19 protein-coding genes are annotated in these 24,196 nt (G+C 53.5%); 5 read left to right on the top strand and 14 right to left on the bottom strand.

From position 1 onward, the window contains the following. Positions 1-8: 8 nt before the first annotated feature. From LKH74_RS04870 to LKH74_RS04860, 3 genes are all read right to left on the bottom strand, one after another. On the bottom strand, positions 9-815 hold the full coding sequence (locus tag LKH74_RS04870; RefSeq protein WP_135366896.1) for a MetQ/NlpA family ABC transporter substrate-binding protein: 807 nt from the start codon (positions 813-815) through the stop codon (positions 9-11). A 515-nt stretch (positions 816-1,330) separates the two neighbouring features. Further along, positions 1,331-1,879, bottom strand: coding sequence for a DNA-3-methyladenine glycosylase I (locus tag LKH74_RS04865; protein WP_287788469.1), 549 nt, complete (start codon positions 1,877-1,879; stop codon positions 1,331-1,333). A gap of 245 nt (positions 1,880-2,124) precedes the next feature. Then, entirely contained in the window at positions 2,125-3,765 is a 1,641-nt protein-coding gene (locus LKH74_RS04860; protein ID WP_287788468.1) for a peptide ABC transporter substrate-binding protein, read from the bottom strand. A 440-nt stretch (positions 3,766-4,205) separates the two neighbouring features. Between LKH74_RS04860 and LKH74_RS04855 the strand changes: the two genes are divergently transcribed. Next, on the top strand, positions 4,206-6,461 hold the full coding sequence (locus LKH74_RS04855; protein ID WP_287788466.1) for a glycoside hydrolase family 3 C-terminal domain-containing protein: 2,256 nt from the start codon (positions 4,206-4,208) through the stop codon (positions 6,459-6,461). 66 nt (positions 6,462-6,527) lie between these two features. Here LKH74_RS04855 and LKH74_RS04850 read toward each other — a convergent pair whose 3' ends face one another. The 5 genes from LKH74_RS04850 to LKH74_RS04830 form a co-directional block, all read right to left on the bottom strand. Next, positions 6,528-6,977, bottom strand: a complete 450-nt coding sequence (locus LKH74_RS04850) for a GNAT family N-acetyltransferase (protein ID WP_287788465.1) — start codon at positions 6,975-6,977, stop codon at positions 6,528-6,530. A 10-nt stretch (positions 6,978-6,987) separates the two neighbouring features. Further along, positions 6,988-7,971, bottom strand: a complete 984-nt coding sequence (locus LKH74_RS04845; protein WP_287788464.1) for a choloylglycine hydrolase family protein — start codon at positions 7,969-7,971, stop codon at positions 6,988-6,990. A gap of 486 nt (positions 7,972-8,457) precedes the next feature. After that, positions 8,458-11,607 (bottom strand): AAA family ATPase, encoded by a 3,150-nt coding sequence (locus LKH74_RS04840; RefSeq protein WP_287788463.1) that lies wholly within the window; start codon positions 11,605-11,607, stop codon positions 8,458-8,460. Next, positions 11,604-12,737 carry an exonuclease SbcCD subunit D gene (locus LKH74_RS04835; RefSeq protein ID WP_287788462.1) on the bottom strand — a complete coding sequence of 378 codons (1,134 nt, stop codon included), beginning with the start codon at positions 12,735-12,737 and terminating at the stop codon, positions 11,604-11,606. Before LKH74_RS04835 ends, LKH74_RS04840 begins: the two co-directional genes overlap by 4 nt. 16 nt (positions 12,738-12,753) lie before the next feature. Further along, entirely contained in the window at positions 12,754-13,314 is a 561-nt protein-coding gene (locus LKH74_RS04830; RefSeq protein WP_287788460.1) for a DNA-3-methyladenine glycosylase I, read from the bottom strand. A 220-nt stretch (positions 13,315-13,534) separates the two neighbouring features. Between LKH74_RS04830 and LKH74_RS04825 the strand changes: the two genes are divergently transcribed. The 4 genes from LKH74_RS04825 (at position 13,535) to LKH74_RS04810 (ending at position 17,975) form a co-directional block, all read left to right on the top strand. After that, complete coding sequence (locus tag LKH74_RS04825) at positions 13,535-14,464, top strand: matrixin family metalloprotease (protein ID WP_287788458.1); 930 nt, start codon at positions 13,535-13,537, stop codon at positions 14,462-14,464. A 143-nt stretch (positions 14,465-14,607) separates the two neighbouring features. Then, positions 14,608-15,552 carry a GH25 family lysozyme gene (locus tag LKH74_RS04820; protein ID WP_287788457.1) on the top strand — a complete coding sequence of 315 codons (945 nt, stop codon included), beginning with the start codon at positions 14,608-14,610 and terminating at the stop codon, positions 15,550-15,552. A 151-nt stretch (positions 15,553-15,703) separates the two neighbouring features. Beyond that, the gene (hemH, locus tag LKH74_RS04815) at positions 15,704-16,657 is read left to right on the top strand and encodes a ferrochelatase (protein WP_287788456.1); all 954 of its coding nucleotides are present in this window, start codon (positions 15,704-15,706) and stop codon (positions 16,655-16,657) included. Next, entirely contained in the window at positions 16,650-17,975 is a 1,326-nt protein-coding gene (locus LKH74_RS04810) for an Nramp family divalent metal transporter (RefSeq protein WP_287788454.1), read from the top strand. Before hemH ends, LKH74_RS04810 begins: the two co-directional genes overlap by 8 nt. A 40-nt stretch (positions 17,976-18,015) precedes the next feature. On the opposite strand, the gene LKH74_RS04805 is transcribed toward LKH74_RS04810, so the two are convergent. The 6 genes from LKH74_RS04805 to LKH74_RS04780 form a co-directional block, all read right to left on the bottom strand. Beyond that, the gene (locus tag LKH74_RS04805; RefSeq protein ID WP_287788452.1) at positions 18,016-19,137 is read right to left on the bottom strand and encodes a glycosyl hydrolase family 8; all 1,122 of its coding nucleotides are present in this window, start codon (positions 19,135-19,137) and stop codon (positions 18,016-18,018) included. A gap of 236 nt (positions 19,138-19,373) precedes the next feature. Beyond that, positions 19,374-19,694: a carboxymuconolactone decarboxylase family protein gene (locus LKH74_RS04800; RefSeq protein WP_125580805.1), complete on the bottom strand. Its 321-nt coding sequence runs from the start codon at positions 19,692-19,694 to the stop codon at positions 19,374-19,376. Between the two features lie 12 nt (positions 19,695-19,706). Beyond that, positions 19,707-20,117 carry a cupin domain-containing protein gene (locus LKH74_RS04795; protein ID WP_287788450.1) on the bottom strand — a complete coding sequence of 137 codons (411 nt, stop codon included), beginning with the start codon at positions 20,115-20,117 and terminating at the stop codon, positions 19,707-19,709. A 5-nt stretch (positions 20,118-20,122) separates the two neighbouring features. Continuing rightward, complete coding sequence (locus LKH74_RS04790) at positions 20,123-20,548, bottom strand: MerR family transcriptional regulator (RefSeq protein ID WP_135366911.1); 426 nt, start codon at positions 20,546-20,548, stop codon at positions 20,123-20,125. Between the two features lie 734 nt (positions 20,549-21,282). Continuing rightward, positions 21,283-21,852 carry a TetR/AcrR family transcriptional regulator gene (locus LKH74_RS04785; protein WP_135366912.1) on the bottom strand — a complete coding sequence of 190 codons (570 nt, stop codon included), beginning with the start codon at positions 21,850-21,852 and terminating at the stop codon, positions 21,283-21,285. Positions 21,853-22,086: 234 nt separating this feature from the next. Beyond that, positions 22,087-23,919, bottom strand: a complete 1,833-nt coding sequence (locus LKH74_RS04780) for a SpaA isopeptide-forming pilin-related protein (protein ID WP_287788447.1) — start codon at positions 23,917-23,919, stop codon at positions 22,087-22,089. Positions 23,920-24,196: the final 277 nt, after the last annotated feature.

Genomic DNA, 24,196 nt, shown 5'->3' with positions numbered 1-24,196 from the left:
CGTCGTTTTTACCAAGCTGGCACGGACAGCCCGTTGTAGTACTTCTTGATCAACTTCTTCGTCTCGTTAGACTGGTAAGCCTTCACGATCTTCTTGTAAGTCTTGTTGTTCTTGTCTGCCTTGTTCGTGGCGATGATGTTGATGTACGGAATCGAGGCCTTGTTCAGCTTTTCCTTGTAAATGGTTTCGCTGTTCGGCAGCTTGGCTTCGGCCGCAAACTCGTTGTTGATAACGGCACCGGCAGCATCACTCAAGGAACGTGGCGTTTGGGCGGCGTCAACTGGCGTGATCTTCAGGTGCAACTTGTTTTCCGTAATGTTCTTTGGCGTTGGTAAGGCCAGCTTGTTGTTGACCTTGATCAACCCAGCGGATTGCAGTAAGTGTAAGGCCCGCCCTTCGTTAGTGGAGTCGTTTGGAATCGTGATCTGGTCACCCTTCTTGATGTCAGAGACGCTCTTGACCTTCTTAGAGTACAACCGCAGTGGTGCGCGCATGGTCTTCCCGATGGAGACGATGTGGGTCTTGTGCGCCTTGTTCCATTGTTGCATGAAGTAAGTGTGTTGGAACGAGTTGATGTCAACTTCGTGGTTGGTCAACGCAGCGTTGGGCTGGTTGTAATCCGTGAAGGTGACCAGCTTGATGTTAATGCCTTGCTTCTTCAAACGCTTTTGGATTGGTTTCCAAATCTTTTCATCAGAACCCATGATGCCGACCTTCACCGTCTTGGAGCTGCTGGACTTGCCACAGCCCGAAACAATCAGTAACGGAATCAACAATAATAAGAGCCAACTAAAATGTTTAAATGATTTCTTCATACTCAATAATCCCCTTTATCTACTAAATTCTAAATTTTAAGCTAAACGCCGCGATTGCACTGTGACCAAAAGAAAAAGTCCGCTCCTAAATTAATAGAAACGAACTTTGTCGTGGTACCATTCTAAATTCAAGTCAGGTACGAATACCCAGCTCCTCATTAACACTCGCCGGCTTGCGCCTTGAAGTGCGTGCACGATAATGGGTGCCGGACATTACCGCCTCATCGAAAGGACTCAGCGATACCAATTCATTTCAGGCCATCTTCACCCCGCCGTGGGCTACCCGCTTGCAGCAAATCACGGGCTCTCTTCAAACCATTGACGGTGGTTACTCTCCTGATCACATTGTTTTTCAATCGTTTAATTTATCTGTAAGTCTAATGCAACTTTAATCGGGTGTCAAGACAAAGTTGTCATAAATTTATTCATAACGAATCGCGCAATACCGGCATTCCCTTACCCATGTCCCCCGGAAACCGTTTGCGGGTGACATGACTTTCTCACCTAAATTTCACTTAATCGTCGCGGATTGGCTCACGTAAGAGGCCCGCGGCCAGCAAGAACATGTGGGTGACGACCGGGCCGACAAAGCTAAAGCCTCGACGTTTCAGATCACGGGCCACCGCGGTCCCCAGTGGCGACTGATTGGTCAATTCATCGCGGGTCACGGCCGGCAACAACAGTGGCGTCCCCTGGACGAATTGCCAGAGGTACTGACTAAAGCTGCCAAACTCCCGCTGAACTTGAACGATGGCCCGCGCATTGTGAATCGTCGCGCGAATCTTGCGGCCATTGCTGATCATCTCGGGATCCCGAGCGATTCGCTCGCCGTCCAGTTCGTCTTCAAAGCCGGCGACTTGCTGCGGATCCATCCCCGCAAATAACCGCCGATAAACTGGCAACTTGCTAGCGGCCGCCTGCCAGCTGAGCCCCACCTGAAACACGCCGACCGTGAGTAACTCGAACAATACGTGGTCGTCATGCGTCGGGGTCCCAAAATAAGCTGAGTATTCCTGGGTCCCGTTGCTGTCCCAGACGTGACCGTCGTTAGGCCCAATTGCCATGATTGCCATCCCCCTTCTGTCGTCCATGATACCAGAAAAGCCATCCCGTGGTTGTGGGGATGGCTTTTCAACTTGAAGTGGGCTAAACCAGATGCCTGCGTCAGTCAGGAATATTGTGTTAGTCCACACAACCCGAGTGACCGAACCGCTAATTTGCTACGCATAACCAATCACTCGTCAAGCATGAACTTGAGTGATTTAGCCAGATTGACTAGCCGAAAAACTAGTCACTTGCGCCACCAATCCTACTTGATATAAGCGTACTTGTAACTCCACTGCGTACCAGCCGTGTTGTGGATGATACCGTGGACGTCGGAGCGCGTTAGGTAGGCGTAGTTGGCCTGGTACAGTGGCGTGAAGCTTTGCGTCTTGTTTAACAATTTTGCCGCTTGGACCATATCTTGCCAACGGGCCTCGTCATTGCCAGCATCCTGGTTTTGGGCCTTGTCGATCAGTGCGTCGTAACGCTTGTTCGACCATTTCCCGTAGTTCAGCGAGTTAGAGCTGACCGGAATCTGGAGGAAGGAAATCGGGTCGTTGAAGTCGGCGCCCCAGTGCGACAGGTAGAGGTCAAAGTCGCCGCTGGTCGACCGAGACTGGGCAACGGAAGCAGGAACGTTTTGAATCTTCAGGTTAAAACCCTTCAGGTTCTTTTCCAAAGCGCCCTTCAGGTACTGCGTCACGGTGCTGGCCGCGACGTCATCGTTGCCGGCCATGATGTTCAAATCGACCTTTTTAATCCCCAGTTGTTTCAAGCCGGCTGCCCACTTTTGCTTGGCCAGCTTGGGATTGTACGTAGTGGTGTTTTTGACCGCCTGTTGCTTGGCAAAATCTTCGCCCGTCTTCGGATCGTTGGCCAATCCACTGGCCACGAACCCGGTCGGCGTCACGGATCCATCCCCCAGAACCTTCTTGGTCAACTGACTGCGGTTGATGGACAATGCAATGGCCTGGCGAATGTTTTGGTTACTCATGATGCGCCGCTTGGCCTTATCGGCGTCTTGGAAGTTGTATTTCAGATGAATCACGATGGAGTAAGGATATTGTTGGAACTCCTTGTTGTTCTTGTAATTCTTGACCTGTTCGTTAGACAGTTGGGCAAAGTCCAGCTTCTTGTTTTGATACAGGCTCAAGCCGGTCTGCGGATTGGTGACCACCTGGTAATTGATCTTGTGGAGCTTCACGACCTTGTGATCCCAGTACTGGTTGTTCTTGACGAAGGACCAGGTGTTGCCCGTCCCGTTCCAGCCTTGAATCTTAAAGGGCCCGCTGTAGACCATGTACTCGGACTTGGTGGCATACTTCTTGCCGTACTTGTCGACCACCTTTTTATTTTGTGGGGCAAACAGCGGATAGGCCATTAAAATTTTAAAGTAGGCGATTGGCTTGTCCAATTGGACGACGACCGTCTGCTGGTTCTTGGCGTGAATCCCGATGGTGCTGGGGTCGGCCTTGCCGGCGATGATCTTATCACCATTCTTGATGCCGGAGAACATGGTCGTGTAAGACGACTTGGTGGATGGCGTCAACGTGCGCCGCCAAGAATAAACGAAATCTTGTGCGGTGATTTTGTCCCCATTACTCCACTTGGCGTTGTCGCGAATGTGAAACGTCCAGGTTTTCTTGTCCTTAGACATGGTCACCTTGTCTGCCAATCCAGGCGCGACCTTCCCGTTCTTCCCCAGGCGATAAAAGCCTTCAAAGACGTTCCCCGTCTGGCCATACCCAGTGGCCTTGGCCAGGTCGATCGTGTCGAGCGCCGCGGTTGCGGGTAGCCGCAACTCCTGTTGGGGCTTGGCCGTCGATGATGTTTGCCCACAAGCAGCTAACCCCATGCCTAGTGCGACAACTGCGGCGACTAACCCAATTCCAGTCCATTTTTTCATCAGATAACTGCTCCTTTTTTCCTCAAATTTTGGTGTGCAATCCACAAAATTTTTAATTTTAAAGCCGAAAAAACGGGTTACCCCCCTCACGACATTCGTGAAAGTGGTAACCCGTTAGACACTGCCAACTTGAGTCGGCGCTATGTACTGCTACGGTTTAGCCGGAAGATCACGAATTGAGGCAACGCAAAAAGACACGTTACATTCGCAACATGCGGCCAGTTGTACTTGCATTTGGCTAGCGTTCATCATCGTGATCTTCCTCCTTTACTTATTTTTAGTTATTAAGTGGATTGCACAAGATTAAAGTTAACCTAAAAGCTGACGTTTGTCAAAGAATAAGTTTGTCCCGCGTAAAAAAAACATCACTGAGGGTAACATCGCGTGGTTGAAAACGGTATACTGGAAATAAGTTTAACTAGTAGAAAGGATTTGAACGTATGGACATCGAACGAACGCTAGCTGCACTCACGTTACCGGAGAAGGCCGCTTTGGTCTCAGGAAAAAAGAGTTGGTACACCGCGGCCATTGACCGCCTCGACATCCCCGCTCTCATGATGACGGATGGCCCTTCTGGTTTACGCAAGCAGACCGCCGATTCAGGCACCACCAACATTAACGATTCAGTTCAAGCCATCACCTACCCCGCCGCTGCGCTAAGTGCCAGCTCGTGGAACACGGATTTGCTCCGGCAATTGGGTGAGCATCTAGGAACCGAGGCCCGCGCTGAACAGATCAGCCTGTTGCTCGGTCCTGGTGTCAACTTAAAGCGCTCTCCGCTGGGTGGGCGCAACTTCGAGTACCTGTCCGAAGACCCCTTAGTCGCCGGTGAGCTCGGCAGCGCCTACGTTCAAGGCGTTCAATCCCAACACGTCGGGGTCGCCGTCAAGCATTTTGCCGCCAACAACCGGGAAAATCAGCGGTTCACGGCATCCAGCGACATGTCACAACGCACCTTACGTGAGCTGTACCTGCGCACCTTTGAAATCATCGTCAAGTCCGCGCTACCCGCCACGGTCATGACCTCTTATAACAAGATCAATGGCACCTTGAATTCGCAAAACCGCCGTTTGCTCCGCAGCATTTTACGCGACGAATGGGGCTTCCACGGAGCCGTCATGTCCGACTGGGGCGCCGTTGCCAACAACGTTCAAGCCCTGCGCGCCGGTCTCGACCTGGAAATGCCGGGTCAAGGACAGGCCTCCGTTGACAGCATCATCCGCGCCGTGGAGACCGGTGAACTGGATGAAGGCACGCTGAACAAGGCCGTGCGTCACTTGCTCCACATCATCGAAAACTGGTTGCCTGCAGATCACCATGACACTTACGACCATGCGGCCCACCACGACTTCGCGCGCCACGTGGCTGATGACAGTATTGTCTTGCTGAAGAACCGGCACCAAGAACTGCCCCTGACGGCTAAAAACGCCGGTAACTTGGTCGTGGTCGGTGAACTGGCCGCCCAACCCCGTTATCAAGGGTCCGGTAGCTCGCACGTCAACCCGACCAACCTGGTCACGCCACTGATGGCTCTCCAAAACAGCGAACTGACGGCCAACTACTACCCAGGTTATCGCCTCGATCAAAGCGAAACGGACGACAGCTTGGCCCAAGCCGCCTTGGAAGCTGCTAAGTCGGCGGATCACGTCATCATTTTCGCCGGATATCCGGAAAATACCGAATCGGAAGGCTTTGACAAGACCTCGCTGATGCTCCCCGAAAATCAAGGAGAACTGATCGGTAGCTTGGCCAAGGTCAACGACCACGTGACCGTCGTCTTACAAAACGGTTCGGCCGTGGAGATGCCTTGGATCAACAGCGTCGATGCGGTCGTCGAAACCTACCTGGCCGGCGAAGCGGTCGGTGAAGCCACTTGGGACATCATCACTGGCAAGGTCAACCCATCAGGTCACTTGGCGGAGACCTTCCCTCGGCGGTTGACCGACACACCGATGGCCCCGACCTTTGGCCAAGACCCACATCACGAACGGTATACCGAGGGCGTCTTCATGGGCTATCGGTATTACGATACCCACGAGATGCACGTCTTGTTCCCATTCGGCCACGGCCTGAGCTACACCACGTTTGAATACACCAACATGGCGATCACCGAAAACGAACACGGCGCGACGGTCAGCTTTGATTTGACCAACACTGGCGATCGGCCCGGCCAAGCGGTCCCGCAACTCTACGTGGCGAACCACGCCTCTCACGTGCCCATGCCAACTAAGGAATTGCGCGCCTTTACCAAGGTTGCCGTTGCCCCCGGTGAAACCAAGCCGGTCACCCTCAAGCTCACCCGCCGCGACTTCAGCTGGTGGTGCGAAGGCAAGGCCCGCTGGCAAGCCGACACTGGGGACTACGAAATCATGATTGGCGATTCCTCACGAGACATTCGGCTACAGACCAAGTTGACGATGGACTTTAAGAACTCGCCCGCCCCGGTCACCATGGAGACCTACCTGACGACCATCGTTCAAGATCCGCGGTTACGTGACATTTTCCAAGCAACCGTCTTAGCCCCGAAGTACGCTGGTGAGAATAACTTCTTAGCCGCTACCGATGAAAATGGCAACTTGGCCCTGTTGCAAGATCAAATGTTTCTGAACATGCCGTTGCGCGCAGTGATTGCGCTCGGCGGCCCCGCACCGTTGATTGCCGACTTCATTGCCGCCGCCAATGAACGGAAAAGTTAAATTTAGATAGACTGCAGGCGCGATTATCAAGTATTTCAACTTGGTAGTCGCGCCTGCTTTTGTGTGCTAATCAGCCAGTGGCAACACCATATCTAAATGAGGGATCCCCGTGTCCAAATACACGTCGCTCACGGGTTGAAAGCCAAATGATGCGTAAAACTTTTGCAAATAAGCCTGAGCCTGAATCACGATGCGCTGCGCCTGCGGATAGGTCGTGCGCGCCGCTTGGATGGCCGTGGTCACCAGTTCACGCCCAGCGCCGTGACGACGGGCTGAGGGTGCCACCACTACCCGACCGATGCGGACCTGGCGAGGTTCGGGAATCAATCGAGCATAGACCAACACGTGCCCGGCGGCATCTGGCAAAAAGAGATGTTGCGCTACCTGGTCAGCGTCGTCAACTTCCTGATAGGCGCAGTCTTGTTCCACCACAAAGACGGCTACCCGGAGCCGATAGATCTCAAACAATTCCAGCGGGGTTAACTCAGAAAAGGTCTTTTGGATAAATTCGTTCATACGGGCCTCACTAGTTCAGATACTTGACGTGGGCGGTGTGGTCCAACGGGTATTCCACGGGCGTATCCCAGTCGGTTAACATCTCGTCGGTCAGCTTGATACCTTGCAGTTCCAGGTTATCATACGGTTCCATGAAGTAGGACCGCTCGTCCAGATTGGCGTAGCCGCGGTACTGGGTGTAATCACTCTTGCCATCGGCCTTGAGCTTGACCCCTTTGGGAATCGTGACGCTGTCCAACAGGTGTTGTAATAGGTTCAGCGTAGCTGGTGTGCCGGCCGTCTTCAGGCTGTAATGCTTGTTGAAGACGGTGCGGACAAAGCGCGACGGTGAGGTGTAGTCCCCAGGTAAGCCCAGCGCCCCGGTTCCTGGGCCTTGCGTCTTCAGTGAAAAGTCCATGTAGTCATGCAATGGCCGTTCCGCCGCTTGCATCGTGCCGTACGTGCTGAGATTTTGCAAATGCCAGCTCAGTTGCGGCGCATTGGTCATGACGCCCACGGGATCATCGATCAGATGCAGGTCTTCACTCGTGGCTTCCAACACCGCCGTTTCGCCGGTAGGGTCACTGAAGATAAAGTGTAGTGGCGTGGTCAATCCCAGCAGGGCTACGGGCACATCGAGAATCTGAATGTGGTGCACCAGTTCCCGCAAGTCAGCGACACTTTTGGCATTGCCGAGCACCCAAGCCGTGACGTCATGCGGTGCCAAGCCCAACTTATCGGCCGGCGCCGTCTTTTGGTATTGCGCATATTGAGGGAAGTACAGGGCAGCGGCCCCCAGACCATATTCATTGACGCCATCCACAAACATGTAGTGGCTCAAGTTCCGGCCAGCGCCAATGAAGCCATACTTCGTGGTAAATTCACCCGCATCCCCTTGAATCTTTTGGTTCCGCGGCATAAAGACGGGTTGGCCCCCTAGTTCAAAAGCAAAGTCCATCGTGCGCGCCAGAAAATGGTCGCCTTGACTGTTTTCGTAAGTCAAACTCGTACACATTGAAAATCATCCCGTTTCTAATTTAGTTACTCATTATTCTAACCCTTCAAAATCAATTTTGCACGGATAATCATTGAAACTATAACCAGTTAATTCAGTCTCACGCTAAACCGTTTCAGGGGTTATTTTGACGATTAACTTAACGGATGATGTGTGTGTGCAATCGTTTGGGGACAAAATTAGCTCACCATTTAAAGTCCGACAACCTAACGGCCAATTTTCACGTCATCTCGTGCTGGTCCGGTATCTATTTCGGCCAAGTCCGGGTATGCTTACGGTGAGAAAGGCGGCTTGGGGCAAGCCCATCGGTGACTAGTTTTTCCAGGGTGCCCAAACAGCAGCTTGTCCGTGACCCCCAAGGAAAAGGTGGTTCAGTTCGTGACACCAACCTTTCCGCTAGCCAGCGTCGTTCGTATTGACACGCCTTTCGCATTGAGACTGGGACCGACCACTCCAGCCTCTTTATTTTGGCCAAAATCTTTGCCCTCATTCGGCGGCGTGGTAACGAATCGTACTTTCACCGTTGCCATTGGCGACGACTTGAAGTTGGTTCTCCACCTGGTCCCGCAGTTCACTGACATGGCTAATAATACCAATCATCCGGTGCTTGCCTTCGATGGTCTCCAGCGATTCTAGCGCCGTCATCAAGGCATCCTCGTCCAGAGAGCCAAAGCCTTCGTCAATGAAGAGCGCATCCACGTCAACACTCCCGGTGGTCTGTTGGATCACCTCACCTAACGCTAACGCCAGGGCTAACGAGGCGATGAAGCTTTCCCCACCGGACAACGTGTGAACGGAGCGCTGTTCACCCACATGGTCATCGTAGACGTTGATCTCTAAGCCAGAGCGTTTCTTGGAATTGGCCTGTGCCTCATCGATGACAAACTGGTAACGACCGTTAGTCAGCTGTTTCAAGCGATGATTACCCACCGTCAGGATCTGGCGCAAATAAGTTTGCAGCACGTAGCGTTCCAGCCCCAGCTTGCTATTCGGGCCATCCCCGTTGACTACCCCGCTTAACTCGGTGAGTTCCTGAGTCTGCTTCAGGGTGGCCGCTTGGTTCGCAATCAACTGCTTTAACTGGGTCACCCGTTCGGCGTTATAGTCTGCCAGATTCTGTAATTGCCGTTGCTGTTCTTGCAAGTCGGTCACTTGCGCCTTGGCGGCCACTAATTGGGCCTGGGTTTGTTCACGTTGCGGCGTAGGTTTCCCCTGCGTACGTTTGACCAGCGTGGCAATCGACGTGGCCAGTTGAGCTTGTTGTTGCTGGAAATCCTGCAACGTTTGCCGCTTGGTCGCTAACGTTGGCAACTCGGCAACTGCGGCCGTGACCAGGGCTTCTTGATCGTCGCCAGCGGCTTGGAACTGGGCTACTAATTGTTCATGCACCGCCGCTTGTGCCGTCGCGAGGTCGGCTTGGCTGGTGTCAAATTCTTGGTGCGCCTGGGTCACCTGAGCCTGGCGCACTTCCACCTGCTGCTTGGCCTGTTGGACCGCCGCGTTGGCATCGTCCCAGGTCTGTTGATCCTGCTTAATTTGCTGGGTCAAGGTCGTTAACTGTCGATCGAAGTCAGCGACCGTCGGGGCATCAACCGGCAGTCGTTTGGTCTCCGTGGCCAGTTCCGTCGCCAATTTATCGGCCGTGGCCTGGCGATCCTTGACCGCCGTGGTCGCTGCCGTCAGTTGTTCCGTTAACGTCTGAGCCGTGGTCTGCAGTTCCGTGAGCGCCGCTTGCGCCGCCTGGAGGTCGGTCAATTGTTGGCGATTCTGGGCAACGTCTGCTTGGTAAGCCGTGACAGCGTCCTGATAGGCACTCGCCAGTTGGGCCAAGGCTGCGGTCTCGGGTTGGGCCATCGTCTGGCGCAGCGTGGTCAGCCCCTTTTGAACGACCGCTTGTTGCTCAACCAGCCGTTGCTGGGCCGATTTAAGTTCCGTGGTCAGCTGCGTTGCCTGTTGTTCTCGTTGCTGGGCTTCTAACGCAAGGTGCTTGACCTCATCTTCGGAAATGGCCGTGACTCCGGTCGTCGGTGCCGGGTGTGGGTGGTGCACCGAGCCACAGACGGGACAGGGACTCCCCTCGGTCAGCTGGGCACTTAACAACACGATTTGGTGGCGCAGAAATTCTTGGTTCTTCGCCTCGGCCAAGGCGCGTTGCTGGGTCGCCGTGGCGGTTGCGGCAGTCGCTTGCGCCGTTAAGTCTTGCTGGCGTTGTTCCAGGTCGGCTTGCTTACGAGTCGTTTCCTGTAACGTCGTCAGTTGTTGCTGTTGCTGCTCTAGGGTCGCCTGGCGTTTGGTCAGGGCACTCTGCGTCGCGTAGATCTCGGTTTGCCGGTCGATCACCTGTTGGTGCTTTTTCTGAGCCGCTTGGTTCGCGGTCACTGCGGTCTGACTACTGGTCACTGACCGAGTTGCCTGTTCAACGGCCGTTTGGGCTTGTTGGTTGGCCTGCTTCAGTTCAGTCACCCGCTGATAGACTGGCACCAGCGCCTGTTGCTGCGCCAAGGTCGTGTTGGCCTGTTTCAACTTTGCTACCAGTGGTTGTTGGCTCTTCAGATCTGCTTGCGCCGCAGCCAATTGCGCTTGCGCTTGGCTGAGCGCTTGTTGAGCCTGCTGGTATTGCTGTTGACGTTGAGCGACGGTCTGAGTGGCCCGGGTCCGTTGCTGCCATTGCGGTTGTAGTTGCTGGGTCCATTCCAGTTCGGCAATGCGTTGCTGGAGTTGGTCCATCGCCGGTTGCTGCGCCGTTAGGGCTTTTTGAGCCGTGCGTTGCTGAGCTAATTGCTGTTGGTCCTGAAGAAATAGCCGTTCTTGCTCATCTTGGCGAACCAACTCACTGTGCCGGTGATCGGCCGCCTGGAGAGTCGCCTGCACGGCGGCCACATCCTGTTGCGTCGTGGCCTGCTGACTGGCCATTAACGTTAGCAAGTCTGGCGTCTGATGATTGGCCAACAACGTCTGCGCACGCTCCTGATTAACCGACGTCCATTTCAATTCGTCCAGCAACCGGTCTTGGGTCGCGGCCGTTTGGCGGTTAGCCGCCTCGTTTTGTTTCAATTGTCGTTTCAACTGATCCGTCCACCGGGCAAAAATCGTGGTGTTGAACAATTGCTCTAACACCGCGGCCTTGTCCTCACTAGGCGCAATCAAAAACTTCCGGAACTGACCCTGAGGCAACAAGACGATCTGGGCGAACTGTTTGCCGTCCATCTGTAAGAGCTCTTGTAAGTAGTCGCGGACTTGGCCCTCCTTGGTCAATTGCGTCACTTCGTCTTCGCCGGCAAATACCGTAAGCGTCACACTGGCTGTCGCTTCGTGGACCCCGGTACCGCGTTTCTTGGCTAAGATCTGACTGGGTTCACGCACGATTTTGTAGCGGCGGTCGCGATGGGTAAAGGTAAACGTTACCCGCGTGGTGTCGGTCATCGTGGCAAAATCCGAGCGCATCGACTTGGCTTCACGGTCCACGCCCGAGGTCTGGTTGAACAGTGCATAGCACATGCCGTCAAAGATGGTGGTCTTGCCACTCCCGGTCTTGCCGCTGATCAGAAACAGCGGGGTGGCGGCAAACTTGGTGAAGTCAATGGTCTCATCGCGGTAAGGACCAAAATATTCAAGATGTAAGGTTACTGGACTCATTGATTTTCCTCCTTTTCCGCGCGCTGCAAGGCTTGCTTGGCCCACATGAGTTGTTGGTCACTCAGGGGATGCTGCGTGACCTGGGCAAAGAAATCTTGTAAGAGCGTGACCGGATCCTGTTGCACCTGCTGCACATCTAGGGTGTCGGGCGTGACGTCCAACTGATTGACCCGATTCAATTCGATGACCCGCGGAAAACGGGTCTTGAGCCGCTGCATGACGTTGGTGATCGGCGTGGTATCCGTCAGATTCACGGCAATGAAGTCTGCCGGTGTCACCGGATAAATGTGGTTGGAGTCCAGCAGATGTTCAAAGCTGTCTTCCAAGACCACCAGATTATGCCACGGCCGCAACGGTTTAAAGGTCACCGTGACCGGCGTCGTGTCGGTATCCACGATCCACACGCCCTTAGTGTCGGCCGCCTCACTGGTCGAAAACTTCAACGGCGAGCCACTGTACTTGACCGTGGGTTCATTTTGCAAAGCTTCCTTACGGTGCAGATGCCCCAACGCCACGTAATCAAATGGCGCCAACAGGTCGACCGGTACGGCATTGAGTCCCCCCACCTGGACCTGTGTCTCCGAATCCGTGTGTTGGCTGCCTGCCGCGAAGAAATGCGCGATCAAAACGTGGTGCTTATCTGGCGCAAACTTCTCCTGCATCGCAGCCACCAGCCGTTCCATGGCTTGGTTGACCGTTCTGATTTGGTCGTCGTCAAAGAACTGCCGCGCCGCGATTGGCTCAAAATACGGCAAGAGGAAAAATTGCGTGTCTCCTAAGGTCACGGGCGTTAAGGCGTCCGCCAATTTGGTGCGCAAGAAAAAATCGGTGCTCGAAAACCACTCCGCGCCGTAACCCAATCGCACACCAGAGTCATGGTTGCCACTGATGGCCAGCAACGGGAATTTATCCTGCCGGTTTAAGGTCACTAACATCTGCGTAAGTGCCGTCACGGCCGGCTCGCTGGGCAAAGCGCGGTCGTAGAGGTCCCCCGCAATCACGATTGCATCCACGTGCTCTTCTTGGGCAATGGCTTCAATCTGACGAAACGCCTCTTCTTGTTCCGGAATCAAGTCGTAGCCGTGAAGCTTCTTGCCAATATGCCAATCCGCTGTATGTAAAAAGCGCATAGTCGTTTCCTTCTTTCTACTTGTTCTCCGGTGCCCAATCACAACTAAGCACGTGGTCGTTTACCAATCCCGCCCCTTGCAAGAAGGCATAAATTGTAGTTGGCCCCACAAACTTGAACCCGCGTTTCTTCATTTCTCGAGAGATGTGCTGCGCCAGATCTGTCGTGGCCGGGATCTGGTCGGTCGATTGGACGGCATGCCGAATCGGTTGGCCGCCCACAAAGGCCCACAACCAGGTCGCAAAGTCCGGTCCTGCTGGCCAATTGGCCAAGACCTGCGCGTTGTTGACCGTGGCCTCTAGCTTGCGGCGGTTGCGAATGATAGCTGTATCCGTCAACAAGCGGTCGATGTCTGCGGGCGTCATGGCGGCGACCTTGGCGATGTCGAAATCGTCAAAGTCCCGACGAAAGGCTGCGCGTTTATTAAGGACTGTTTGCCAACTCAAGCCAGCTTGATAAGTCTCCAAACACAGCATTTCAAAGAGCTTTTGCAAGTCGTGTTGCGGGCGACACCATTCCTCATCGTGATACCGTTCCATTACCGGCGAGCCTGTAGCCCAATCACATCGTTTAACCATGACGATTCCTCCCATTTTTCCGTTAAATTCACTATACCAGATTCTGATTTGAAAGCCAAACAAATGTTCGATTTATTATTTCATGAAAACGTCACCAATGCCGTTTTGATGGGTTAACTCCTCTGATGATTCAGTAATTAATTTTGCTTGACCCTTTGCCCCGAATGGCCTATGCTATTGTAAACACGATATGTTTTGGGGATTAGAGGAGGTTATCACTATGCGTAGAACACACCATCTCAAGGCGCGCTCACTGATTACGGCCGTTGCGGCAGCCCTAATCGTGACGCCCGTCGTCACCACCAGTACCGTCACGGCTTCGGCCGCCAGCGTAACCCCGTCTAGTGCATTGTTGAAGAAGTCTAAGGGCTATTACCAAAAGCACGCCAAGACTTTGGGGAAGAAATACAAGTTGGCTTATGATGCCCAGACCGCCCTGAAGAAAAACGGGAAGACCGCGGTGTACGTCAAAACCAAAGACAAGACGCTCAAGAAGAGTGTCACCACCGCGATGGCCTACTGGAACAAGAAGCTTGGTAAGAAGGAATTTACCCTCGGTTCCAAGAAAAAGCACAACCTGACGTTCTCAGTTTCCAAGTCGACCCCCACGAAGAGCGATCAAAGCGATGCCTGGTGGACGCCCGCTAAGAAGCAGTTACAGATTCGGCAATCCTTTTACACGGCCGAAAAGCAAAATATCGGCATTGCCATGACCAATCAGCTGAATGACGCCTTTTACAAGCAGTATTCTGGTGAGATTGAAACCAAGGCCAAGGCAAATCTTGCAGCGGAGGGCATTAGCACCACTGATACCAGTTACTCAAGCCTCTTCAACCAAGAAGCTAGCAAAATCGAAACCAGTCTGCCAGAATACGCCGTCTTGAAAAAAGACGTGACACTGGTCAAAACCAAGCTGGCTAACGAAGGCCGGATGTACGAGTATGCCAGCACGATTGCCCACGAACTGGGCCACGTAATGGGGCTCAACCACTCCCCCAACAAGAAAGATCTCATGTACTTTGAAAGCGGCAGCACCAATGTTTACAGCTACAAGAAGGTCAAGGCTGGCCTTTCCAAATACACCCCAGTGACCAAGACCGATACCAAGCGCGCCAAATTAGCGCTGAAGATTTATGTGGCCGTTCACTGATCAACTCCGTAAAAAGTTGCCCATTATTTTTTGGTGGGCAACTTTTTTCTGCAATCGAACTGTAATCAATTGTAAATTGTCCGTAACCTCCTCGCAAGTCAGACCGTGTACAATGGACCCAAAGACTGAGGAGGATATCATTCATGCAAATTAAGTTTCGTAAATTAGGGGCCGGGTTGGCCGCTGCAGCTGCGATCTTAGCCGTAGGTATTGGGTTGAGCACGACCACGGCACAAGCAGCCGGCAGTAAAGTTGCGGATGTTTCTCAATATCAAGGAAATATCAACTGGACCAAGGCGTCCAAGGACTTAAAGTACGCCATTATCCGGGTCCAACACGGGAGTAAGGGCGACGCGGGTTACATGGTCGACAGCAAGCGTAACGTCAACGCAAACGGCGCTTACAAGGCTGGCGTGCCATTTGGCCAATACATGTTCGCCGAATTCACGAGTGTGAAGGATGCCCAGCAAGAAGCCAAGGATTTCTACAAGCGCAGTAACGCGCACACCAAGTTCTTCGTTTTAGATGAAGAAAAGCGGATGCCAAGTGCCAAGAAGTCTGAACAAACCTACGTCAATGCTTGGTTAAAGACCATGCGGAGTCTGACGGACAAGCCGCTGATCATGTATGCTGGTGAATACTACGCCAACGCGCATAAGCTGGACTTCTCCAAGTTTGACGGTTCTTGGATCGCCAAATACAGCTCCACGAAGCCTAAGGTCACTGGAACGTCCATCGACTTGTGGCAATATACCAGTACCGGTCGCGTTTCCGGAATCAGCGGCAACGTCGACTTGAACAAGATTCAAAACAATTCCGTCGTTAAGAGTTGGTTCGCCGGCACTTCTGCCCACAGCACCGCGAGCTACTACAAGAGCGTTAAGAACGTGACGGGCATCAAGATCGACAAGAACGTTTACGAATACAACAGTACGTTATTTACCAAGGGTCAACGCAGCACCAAGTTGACAGCTGGTAAGAAGGTCGCTGTCAAGGCAATCACCAAGAATAGCAAGGGCGCTTACCGGTTCCAATTGAACAACGGCAAGTACGTCACGGCTAACAAGGCGTTTGTCACGACTTACTAAACAAAATTCTCATCTGATTAGGGACTGCAATCTGGGATTGTGGTTCCTTTTTTGTTTTCACCGATTTCCCGAAAAATCGCCGTCCGGCAACGCTGTAAGCGGTTCATTTATGCTAAGATTAGTTTAAACATAAACCCTTGGGGGGATTTTCATGAATGGCTTACTCTTAGTCAATCTCGGCTCGCCCGCCTCACCTACAACGGCGGACGTCCATCAATACTTACAACAATTTCTCAGTGATCGCCACGTGATCGAAATGCCGCCTGCCCTGTGGCAACCGCTGTTGCGCGGCATCATCTTACCCACGCGTTCCTGGCGTTCGGCGACGTTTTACCAACACATTTGGACCCAGGAGGGCTCGCCGCTCGTCGTGTATACCCAGCGGATGGCCGAGCAGGTGCAGGCGCTACTGCCCGACTGGCACGTGGCCTACGCCATGACTTACGGGCAACCGGCAATTGGACCGACGCTGACCCAGCTGGCGCAGACCTGTGACCACATCGTTTTACTGCCGCTCTTTCCGCAGTACACGCAAAGTACGCACGGGGGCATCTTCCAGCAGGCCCAAGATACCGGTGTTGCCGTGACGCCGGTGCGCCACTTTTACGATCAGCCGGCCTACCTGGACCTCTTGGCCGATCAGGTTTGGCAGGCTTACCAACAGGCCGATTTCGACGCCGTCTTGTTTAGCTACCACAGCATCCCCAGCGCCATGGTTCGCCACGGTGACCCTTACCCGACGGAGTGTCAGGCTACCACGCAAGGCGTCTTGGATCGGCTGCCAGACCTCCCCGCTGATAAGGTCCAGACCGTTTACCAGTCCAAATTTGGCCCCATGCCTTGGCAAAAACCGTATCTCAAAAACACCCTGATGCAACTCGTTGAGCTGGGCAAACGCAACGTCTTGATCGTCACGCCGTCCTTTGTCGTCGACTGTCTGGAGACCTTGGAGGAAGACTACGTGCAAAATTACCAAACATTCAAGGCCAGCGGCGGCGACAATTTCCAACTCGTCCCGCCCATGAACGACGATCCGCGCTTTGGCCGCTTTCTGGCCGACCTGGCGCAACAACAGCTCGCCAAGGCGGGTGATGCGCATGCCTGAACCCACGCGTCCCAGCCTAGACGAGGTCAACCGTAGCGTGCCGGTGCCTAGTGTCTATGAGACCTCCTTTTTTCAAAAGTTCTTGGCCTACAGTGGACCGGGCGCCCTGGTCGCGATTGGCTACATGGATCCCGGCAACTGGCTGACGTCGCTGGCCGGGGGCAGCCAGTACCGTTATCAACTGCTGGCAGTCCTGGTGCTGGCGATTCTGGTCGCCATGTTCATGCAGGACCTGGCCATCAAACTCGGCGTGGTCGCGCGCCAAGACCTGGCCCAAGCCATTGCGGCCCAGGTCCCCGCACCCGTGCGGATCACCTTATGGTTGCTCAACGAAGTGGCGATGATGGCCACTGACCTGACCGGCGTGGTGGGGACGGCCATCGCGTTGAAATTACTCTTTGACTTACCGCTAGTCTACGGCATTCTATTGACCGTGGCTGACGTGTTGATCGTCCTGTTGTTCCTTCGCTTTGGGATTCGGCGGATCGAATTCATCGTGCTGGTCGCCATTTTGACCGTTGGCCTCATCTTTGCCATCGAGGTCTGGCGCGCCCAGCCCGTCCCCAGTGCCATCGCTCGGGGATTGGTGCCTTCGTTGAGTCTACTGACCAACCATGAAAAGTTGATCTTGAGCGTCGGCATCATCGGGGCGACCATCATGCCCCACAACCTGTATCTCCACTCGGCGCTGGCGCAAAGTCGCCGCTACGACGAACATGACCCTGCGCAGGTTACCGAGGCTTTACGCTTTGCCCGCTGGGATTCCACCGTGCACTTGCTGGCGGCGCTGCTGATCAATGCGCTGCTCTTGATTCTGGGCGGCACCCTGTTCTTCGGCCAGACTGGTCAACTCTCCAGTCTGCAGGCCGTCTATTTGGGCCTTAAAAATAGCGCCGTTGTGGGCGCACTGGCCAGTCCGGTGATGAGCTGGTTGTTTGCGGTCGCTTTGTTGATCACCGGACTGATCTCGTCAATCACCAGCACCTTGTCCGGGCAAATCGTGATGGAAGGCTATATCCACATCCGCTTGCCGCTCTGGCAACGGCGCCTGTTGACACGGTTCGTGACCTTGGTGCCCATCATCTTGATTGGGGTAGCGGTGGGCTTTAACGACCACACCTTCGAGGCCCTGATTGTTTACGCACAGGTGGTCTTGAGCATCGCCCTGCCGTTTACGCTCTTCCCCCTGATCCATTTGACGGATCAACCATCCTTGCTGGGCAACCACGTCAATCGCCGCTTCACCGCCATTTTGGGTTATGGATTAACGGCGGTCATCACGGTGTTTAACTTGCAATTATTACTTTCGGTCATTTAAAAAATGCGCTTGGGCACTCGTCCCAAACGCATTTTTTCTGTTAACTCAACGCCGTAACCACTTGCAAGGTCGCTGAGAAATAGTTCTTCTTTTCAATTGACTTCGGTAGCTGCTTAGCCGTCTTCTTTTTCAAGGCCGTGCGCTTCATTACCCGGGCCGCGTAGTTGACGGGCGCGGTGAAGGCCGTGTTTTCGTAACTGTTGACGGCCTTGCCACCCAACGTGTAGACCGCAGTGATCTTTGACTTGCGGTTGTAGAACTTCAACTGCTTGTTCAGCGCCTTTTTGGTCACACTGTCATGTTTTAACTTATAAGTCTGGGCTAACCGCCACGGTACCCGGCAGGCGTTGTAACCGACTTGGTTGTCCGTCCCGGATTCGATAGCATACGGCTGCACGGCCTTGAGCTTGAGGCTCTTGCCAGTCACAAAAATGAAGTCGGGGAACAATCCCGTCTTGTGGCGGGCACTCAGCTTCTTGACGGCGCTTTGACTGCGTTTGGCAACCTTGTTCCAAGAGCTGTCGTGGGTGTATTTTGCAAATGTCTTGAAGTACCCCGTCATTAGATCCGCCGTTCGCAACTTGCTGCGATCATAAGCGCTCGTCGCCCAGTTGCCCATGGTTGGCAGCGATGTCGTCGGATTGATTTCCTTTTGCTTGATGGCCTTGATCAGTTTCTTGGCCGCGGCCTTGTAATTGACCTTTTTACTGCCCCACTTCTTGTCGGCGAGAATCAGTGCGTAAGCAATGTCCAAATCACCATCGGTCGCGGAATTCTTCTGCTGGCCGGTACTGGTCATCTTGTTGCCCCGCTTGGTCTGTTGCCACTGCATCAACGGCGTCTTCGTCGAGACCCGGTGTGCGCGGTAATACTTGTAGAACTGATTAAACGTGGCGTGGGTGTTGACCCCCTTCTTGGCAGCCAATACCGCGGCTAACATGCCGTAACCCTGGCCTTCCGACAAGGCCGTCGTGGCGCCCTGGCCGTTGTTGGACTTGACGTATTTTTGCGTCTTGCCGCCCACGTAGGCCTTTTGCCACTGCTTATACAACGTCGTGGCCGACGCAGCGTGGGCCGTCACGGGTTGTTGGGTCAAGGCGACGCCCCCGACCGTCAAGCCGCACAGCACGGCGAGACCAGTGATCATCTTATGTAATTTCATGGTGTGAACTCCTTTCTGCTTTATAGGTTTATTATACCGCGTCATAGAAAAAGAGTGGGTCAAAAGGTGGTTAGTCGGCGAGCATGAAGGCCGAAGACCAAATAATCCCGATCTTGGATTGCTGGGTTTTCAGGTTTAAGCGGAACCGACTGCCTTTGGACGCACGTTTCGGCTATGTAAAAAGCCTGGAAGGTTTGGTCCCAGGCTCGTGAATGTCTGATTTGATTTGCTAGCCATTAATCCGTGAAGATTTCCTTGGCGATGTTAAATGCAGACCACGCCTTAGGCCAACCCACGTAAAATGACAGATGGGTGATGACCTCGGCGATTTCATCCTTGGTGATACCATTGCCCTTGCCAATCTTTAGGTGAGCTGGTAATTGTTCAAAGTTACCGGCGGAGATCAGCGCAGAAATGGTGATCAGGCTGCGTTGGTGCGCGGACAATTGTTCTTCACGTGACCACACTTGGCCGAATAACACGTCATCATTGAGTTCCGCGAACTTTGGTGCAAAATCACCTAAGTTGTCGCGACCAGCAGTTTGTTTTTTTGCCATAAGTTTTACCCCCTAATCCAACGTATCGTAATGCGCGTCATCAACTGGTTCCAACCATTCTGGTGTGCCCGCGGTGATGGCCACGTGGCTGAACCAGCTATCCTTGGTGGCACCGTGCCAGTGCTTAACGCCATCCTTGGTGACGACAACGTCGCCGGGATGTAACCGCCGAGCGGGCTGGCCGTCTTCTTGGTACCAGCCTTCGCCACCGGTGACCAGCAGGATTTGAAAGCCGTTGTGATGGATGTGCCAGTTGTTCCGGCAACCGGGTTCAAAGGTCACATTGCCAACGCCCACACTGACATCGGGATCGTTAACTAACCCTTGGAGGTAACTTTGGCCGGTGAAGACGTCTTGATACGCCACGTTCTTGTCACCGACGGGAAAAATCACGCCGTCTTTAACATTTTCATTTTTTGCCATTTGCTTTAGCCCCTATCTTGAAATTTTTGCAAGTAGTCATGAAAGCTCTCAGAATCCGCAATTGTCTGGTCAACTTTGCCGTCGTACCAGTCGATCTTGTGGCTCAAGACCTTTAAATGCATCTGCAGTTCGGCGATGTCGGCTTCGGCATCATCCTTGACCTGCTGAAGCATCGCCCGGCGTTCGGGGATGGTGCTGTCACCCGCGGCCCGTAGCCGGACGTAGCGTTTCAGATCATTTAGCCGCATGCCGGTTCCCTTCAAATGAAGGATAAATCCGACCCAGCGGATGTCATGCGTCGTGTAAAACCGCACGCCGTTGTCGTCACGCTGGGGCAAAATCAGGCCTTGATCCTCGTAATACCGTAACGTATACGCTGACAGGCCCACCAGCTTGGCGAACTCGCCAATGCGGTAACGTTTCTCTGCCATGTTGTGCCTCCTTAACTTGCTAACAAGACCAGTAAACACCTTCAAGTGCACTCTAAGGCAAGGGGTTTTGACACTATTTTTTAAATTAACTGAAGGTTGAAAGTGAAATTAACGCGCTGACTGCTGCAATGACAGTATTCTGACACCTAAATTTGGTGAAACCAGACGCCTGCGTCAGCCAGGGTTCCGACTGCTCTGGGGAACGGCTCCAGCCTGAGGGGCGGTCTTCCGCCTCGCTTGAAAGCCTGGCAAAACCAGCCAGTCTCTCAAGTCGTCCCGCGCTGTAGGCTGAGAAAAACCTCAGCCAACACCGCCGACCCAGATGGGGCCATCCCTAGCTGCCTCCGGCAAGGTTGACGTCTATCAGCAACACTGTGTTAGTGAAAGACTAGTTGTCAATATAACTACTACCTGGGGTTAAAGCGACTGTTATTGTTACGCACTACCGTAGCTGAAAGTTCGCCAAATATGGGTTCAGCCGTGGGAGTTGCCTTAGTGGCACGGTTCATGCCGCTTAGGCAACTGGCGTCTTTGAGACGTGTTTTTCGGCTCAAAGCGAGGCGTCGAGACCGCCTTTTGGCTCGGCACGTCCTCGCGCCCCAGCGTTCCAACCCATATTTGGCGAACGGTAGGCGCCCAGTTCGCCTTGTGAGGCTGTAAACGACTATTTTTAACGTCAGAAGTCGCATGCTAACAGTAGTTCCAGCTAATTCCATCTTTCAACCTTCAGTAAATTAATTGATCGTCGTGAATTGGTCGATAGCCAGCTGCATCGTTTGATCGAAGCGCTGGTCAATTTTACGGGGCGACAGGCGTAAGAAGCCGCCAATCTCCTGGACAATGAAACCAAATAACGCCGAGCGGTAGAGGGACGATTCCACTAGCGCCGAGTTATCCGCTTCATCTAAATGGAGGCTCTTGAACATTTGTTGGTACAAGTCGACCAGGGCCTGATGCGTGGCGGTCAATTGCTGCAAATCGTTGGGATTTAACAATAATGGTGCCAAGTGCTGTTGTTGCAGGCATCCTGCCCGAAACTCATGGGCAAAAATCCACAGTGCTTCCTTGCCGGCGACCCCCACCAGTCGCCGCATCAAGCGATCCGCCAGCTCATTGACAAAGGTCAACCCGACCTGATCCAGCAAGTCGTTTAAACTATCCACATAGTTATACACAGATTGCGGTCGCACGTCGAGCCGGTTGGCCAAAGCCCGAATCGTCAGTTGGCTCAAGCCCTCGGTAGCAATGATGTCGTTGGCCTGATCCAATACCTGTTCCCGCGATAATGTCCGTCGTTTTACCATAGTGTAACTCCCCTTTTAGCGTCTTGGAGTTATTATACCGTGAATGGCCGGCAAAATAAACGGGGAGTGACCTGGCATCAATCGTGGGAGACGCAATTGACGACCAGCGAAAGATTTTCCTTGCTTCGCTGACTATCATAGCATATAATCATCACCAAGGATAGTTAATCCCATTATAAATGTATTTATAAAAAAGACGCCACCTGGCAATACCAGATGACGCCTTTCTCCACCCTAATCATGACGACGAACGGTCAGATAACCGAATCCACTGATCAGCAACAAGCTAAGGCCAATCCAGAAAACAACGGGATGGTGTTGTTCTCCGGTTTGGGGAAGCCGCTGCGCACTTGCTGATGACGCGGTTCCGGTAGTCGTCTGGCCTTGCGCTTGGCTTGACGACTGACCGCCGACACCAGCGGTTCCTTGGCCACTAGCACTACCAGCTGAGGTTGCTGCACTTCCGCCGACAGCAACACTCGAACCAGCCGCACTGCCCGCGGGCTCAGTCGCAGAACCCGATTGTCCCGGCTGCTGGGTCGTCGGCTGTTGCGGTTGCGTCACCGTTGGTTTTTGCGGCTTTTGTGGCTGCGTCACCGTTGGCTTCTGTGGCTGTTGTGGTACCGTTGGTTTCTGTGGTACTTCAGGTTTCTGCGGTACTTCAGGCTTTTGCGGTACCTCGGGTTTCTGGGGCACTTCAGGCTTTTGCGGCACCTCAGGCTTCTGGGGCTCCTCAGGTGTCTGCGGTTCACTTGGCGTGGTTGGTGGCGTCGTGGTACCAGGATTTTCAGGCGTCGTACCTGGCGTCTCAGTACCAGTGCCACCGCCACCCGGTGTACCTGGTGTCTCGGTACCGCCACCATCTTCGCCAGGGGCCTCGCTATTTTCCCGTTTGTCAGTCGCAAAGACTTCAACGGGAGTCGTTTGGCCGGCCACAATGGTGAATGGTAACGGCGTATCATCAAGCTCAAACCCAGCTGGTGGCGTCGTTTCTACAAATTCATAGTCACCAACGGGTAAGTTCTGGTAAATGATCTGGCCGTCTTCATCGGTGACCAAATCACTGGCAACAACGGTCCCATCGGCCTTTTGTAACCGATAGACCGCACCAGCCAACATTTCCTCATTACTCAGCGCCTGCTTGTTCAAGATGACTTCACCAGTCGCGCTGTCGCCAGCACCGCTACCGCTGCCACCCCAAGCAATCTGTGAGCCGACCGTCTTACCGTCCCATGTGGCTTGGTTGGTCCAACTACCGCCGTTGTCCAGCGTCGTCGGTCGCGTTTGGTAAGTCATGTTGATGGCCGTGGTGACATTGTCAAAGGTAAACGTTAATGTGTTACCATCCTGGCTGACGGTTGGCGTGGTCGTGCCGCTGGCCACAAAGTCACTCTTAGTAACGTATTCCCCCGTTTGCGCAACGACGGACCCCGGAATGTACTCCTGATTAGCGCCTAACGTATCCGTGACCACTGCATGGCCGACGTCTTGGCCAGTCGGGTTAAAGGCGATATTCCAGGTCAACTTGGCTGGCGAGCCGTCCGGATTCTTCTCACTGATCCAGCCGATCTTGTTTAATCCCCAGTCATCGCCGGAACCGGCCGTAATGGTCGTACCTTTGACATAGAACTGCAGTGTCCCGCGGCGGTTCGTCCCAACTGAGGCAAACGCGTCGTTGAACATGATACTCCCGGTCGTCGCACCGGCCTCGATGGTAAAGATTCCAACTTCACGACCCGTGTCATCGAGAATTGACACCGTGGTATCGTGTTCCGCCACGGCACCCGTTGGCAACTGAACCGTGGCCGTATCGCCAGTCGCAATTGGCTCGCCATCCGGAATTGCCCAGTCATAATGCACGGAATAGCTCGTCCATTTGTCCAATGGCGTACCGTTGGCAATGGCGTTACCGTTCACATCCGTGATGGTAGCGTCGCCTGCCTGAAGGCCAGAAGTTGAGACCGCTGAAGCGTGGGCCGTGACGTTGTTGCAGAGAAATCCCCCAAACAGGAAGACGGCCACAGTCACGACCAGGCCAATGAATGCCCGATAGATTTTCCTTCGCATCTGTAATCCTCCCCCAATCCAAAATTCTAACTAAATGTTCCTGTCTATCTCACACCCTGTAATCACTATAGGCGCCTTTAGCGGGAAGGAGGTAGTGTTTCAATTCACCGGCAGTCATTTTCGTCAATTATTCACCCAACCCACAAGTTTAAGCGTTGTTTGGTTGACTAACCCGCCAAACAATCATCCACTAATGCCGGTATACCGCCATTTAGCCGACAAAAAACGCGCAATCATTACGATTACGCGTTCAATAGAATAAGTCAACGAGTGATTT

Source organism: Levilactobacillus sp. (assembly GCF_022646225.1).
Taxonomy (GTDB): Bacteria; Bacillota; Bacilli; order Lactobacillales; family Lactobacillaceae; genus Levilactobacillus; species Levilactobacillus suantsaiihabitans.
Note: the sequence above shows the minus strand (reverse complement) of the source record. Positions and strands in the feature narration are given on the sequence as shown.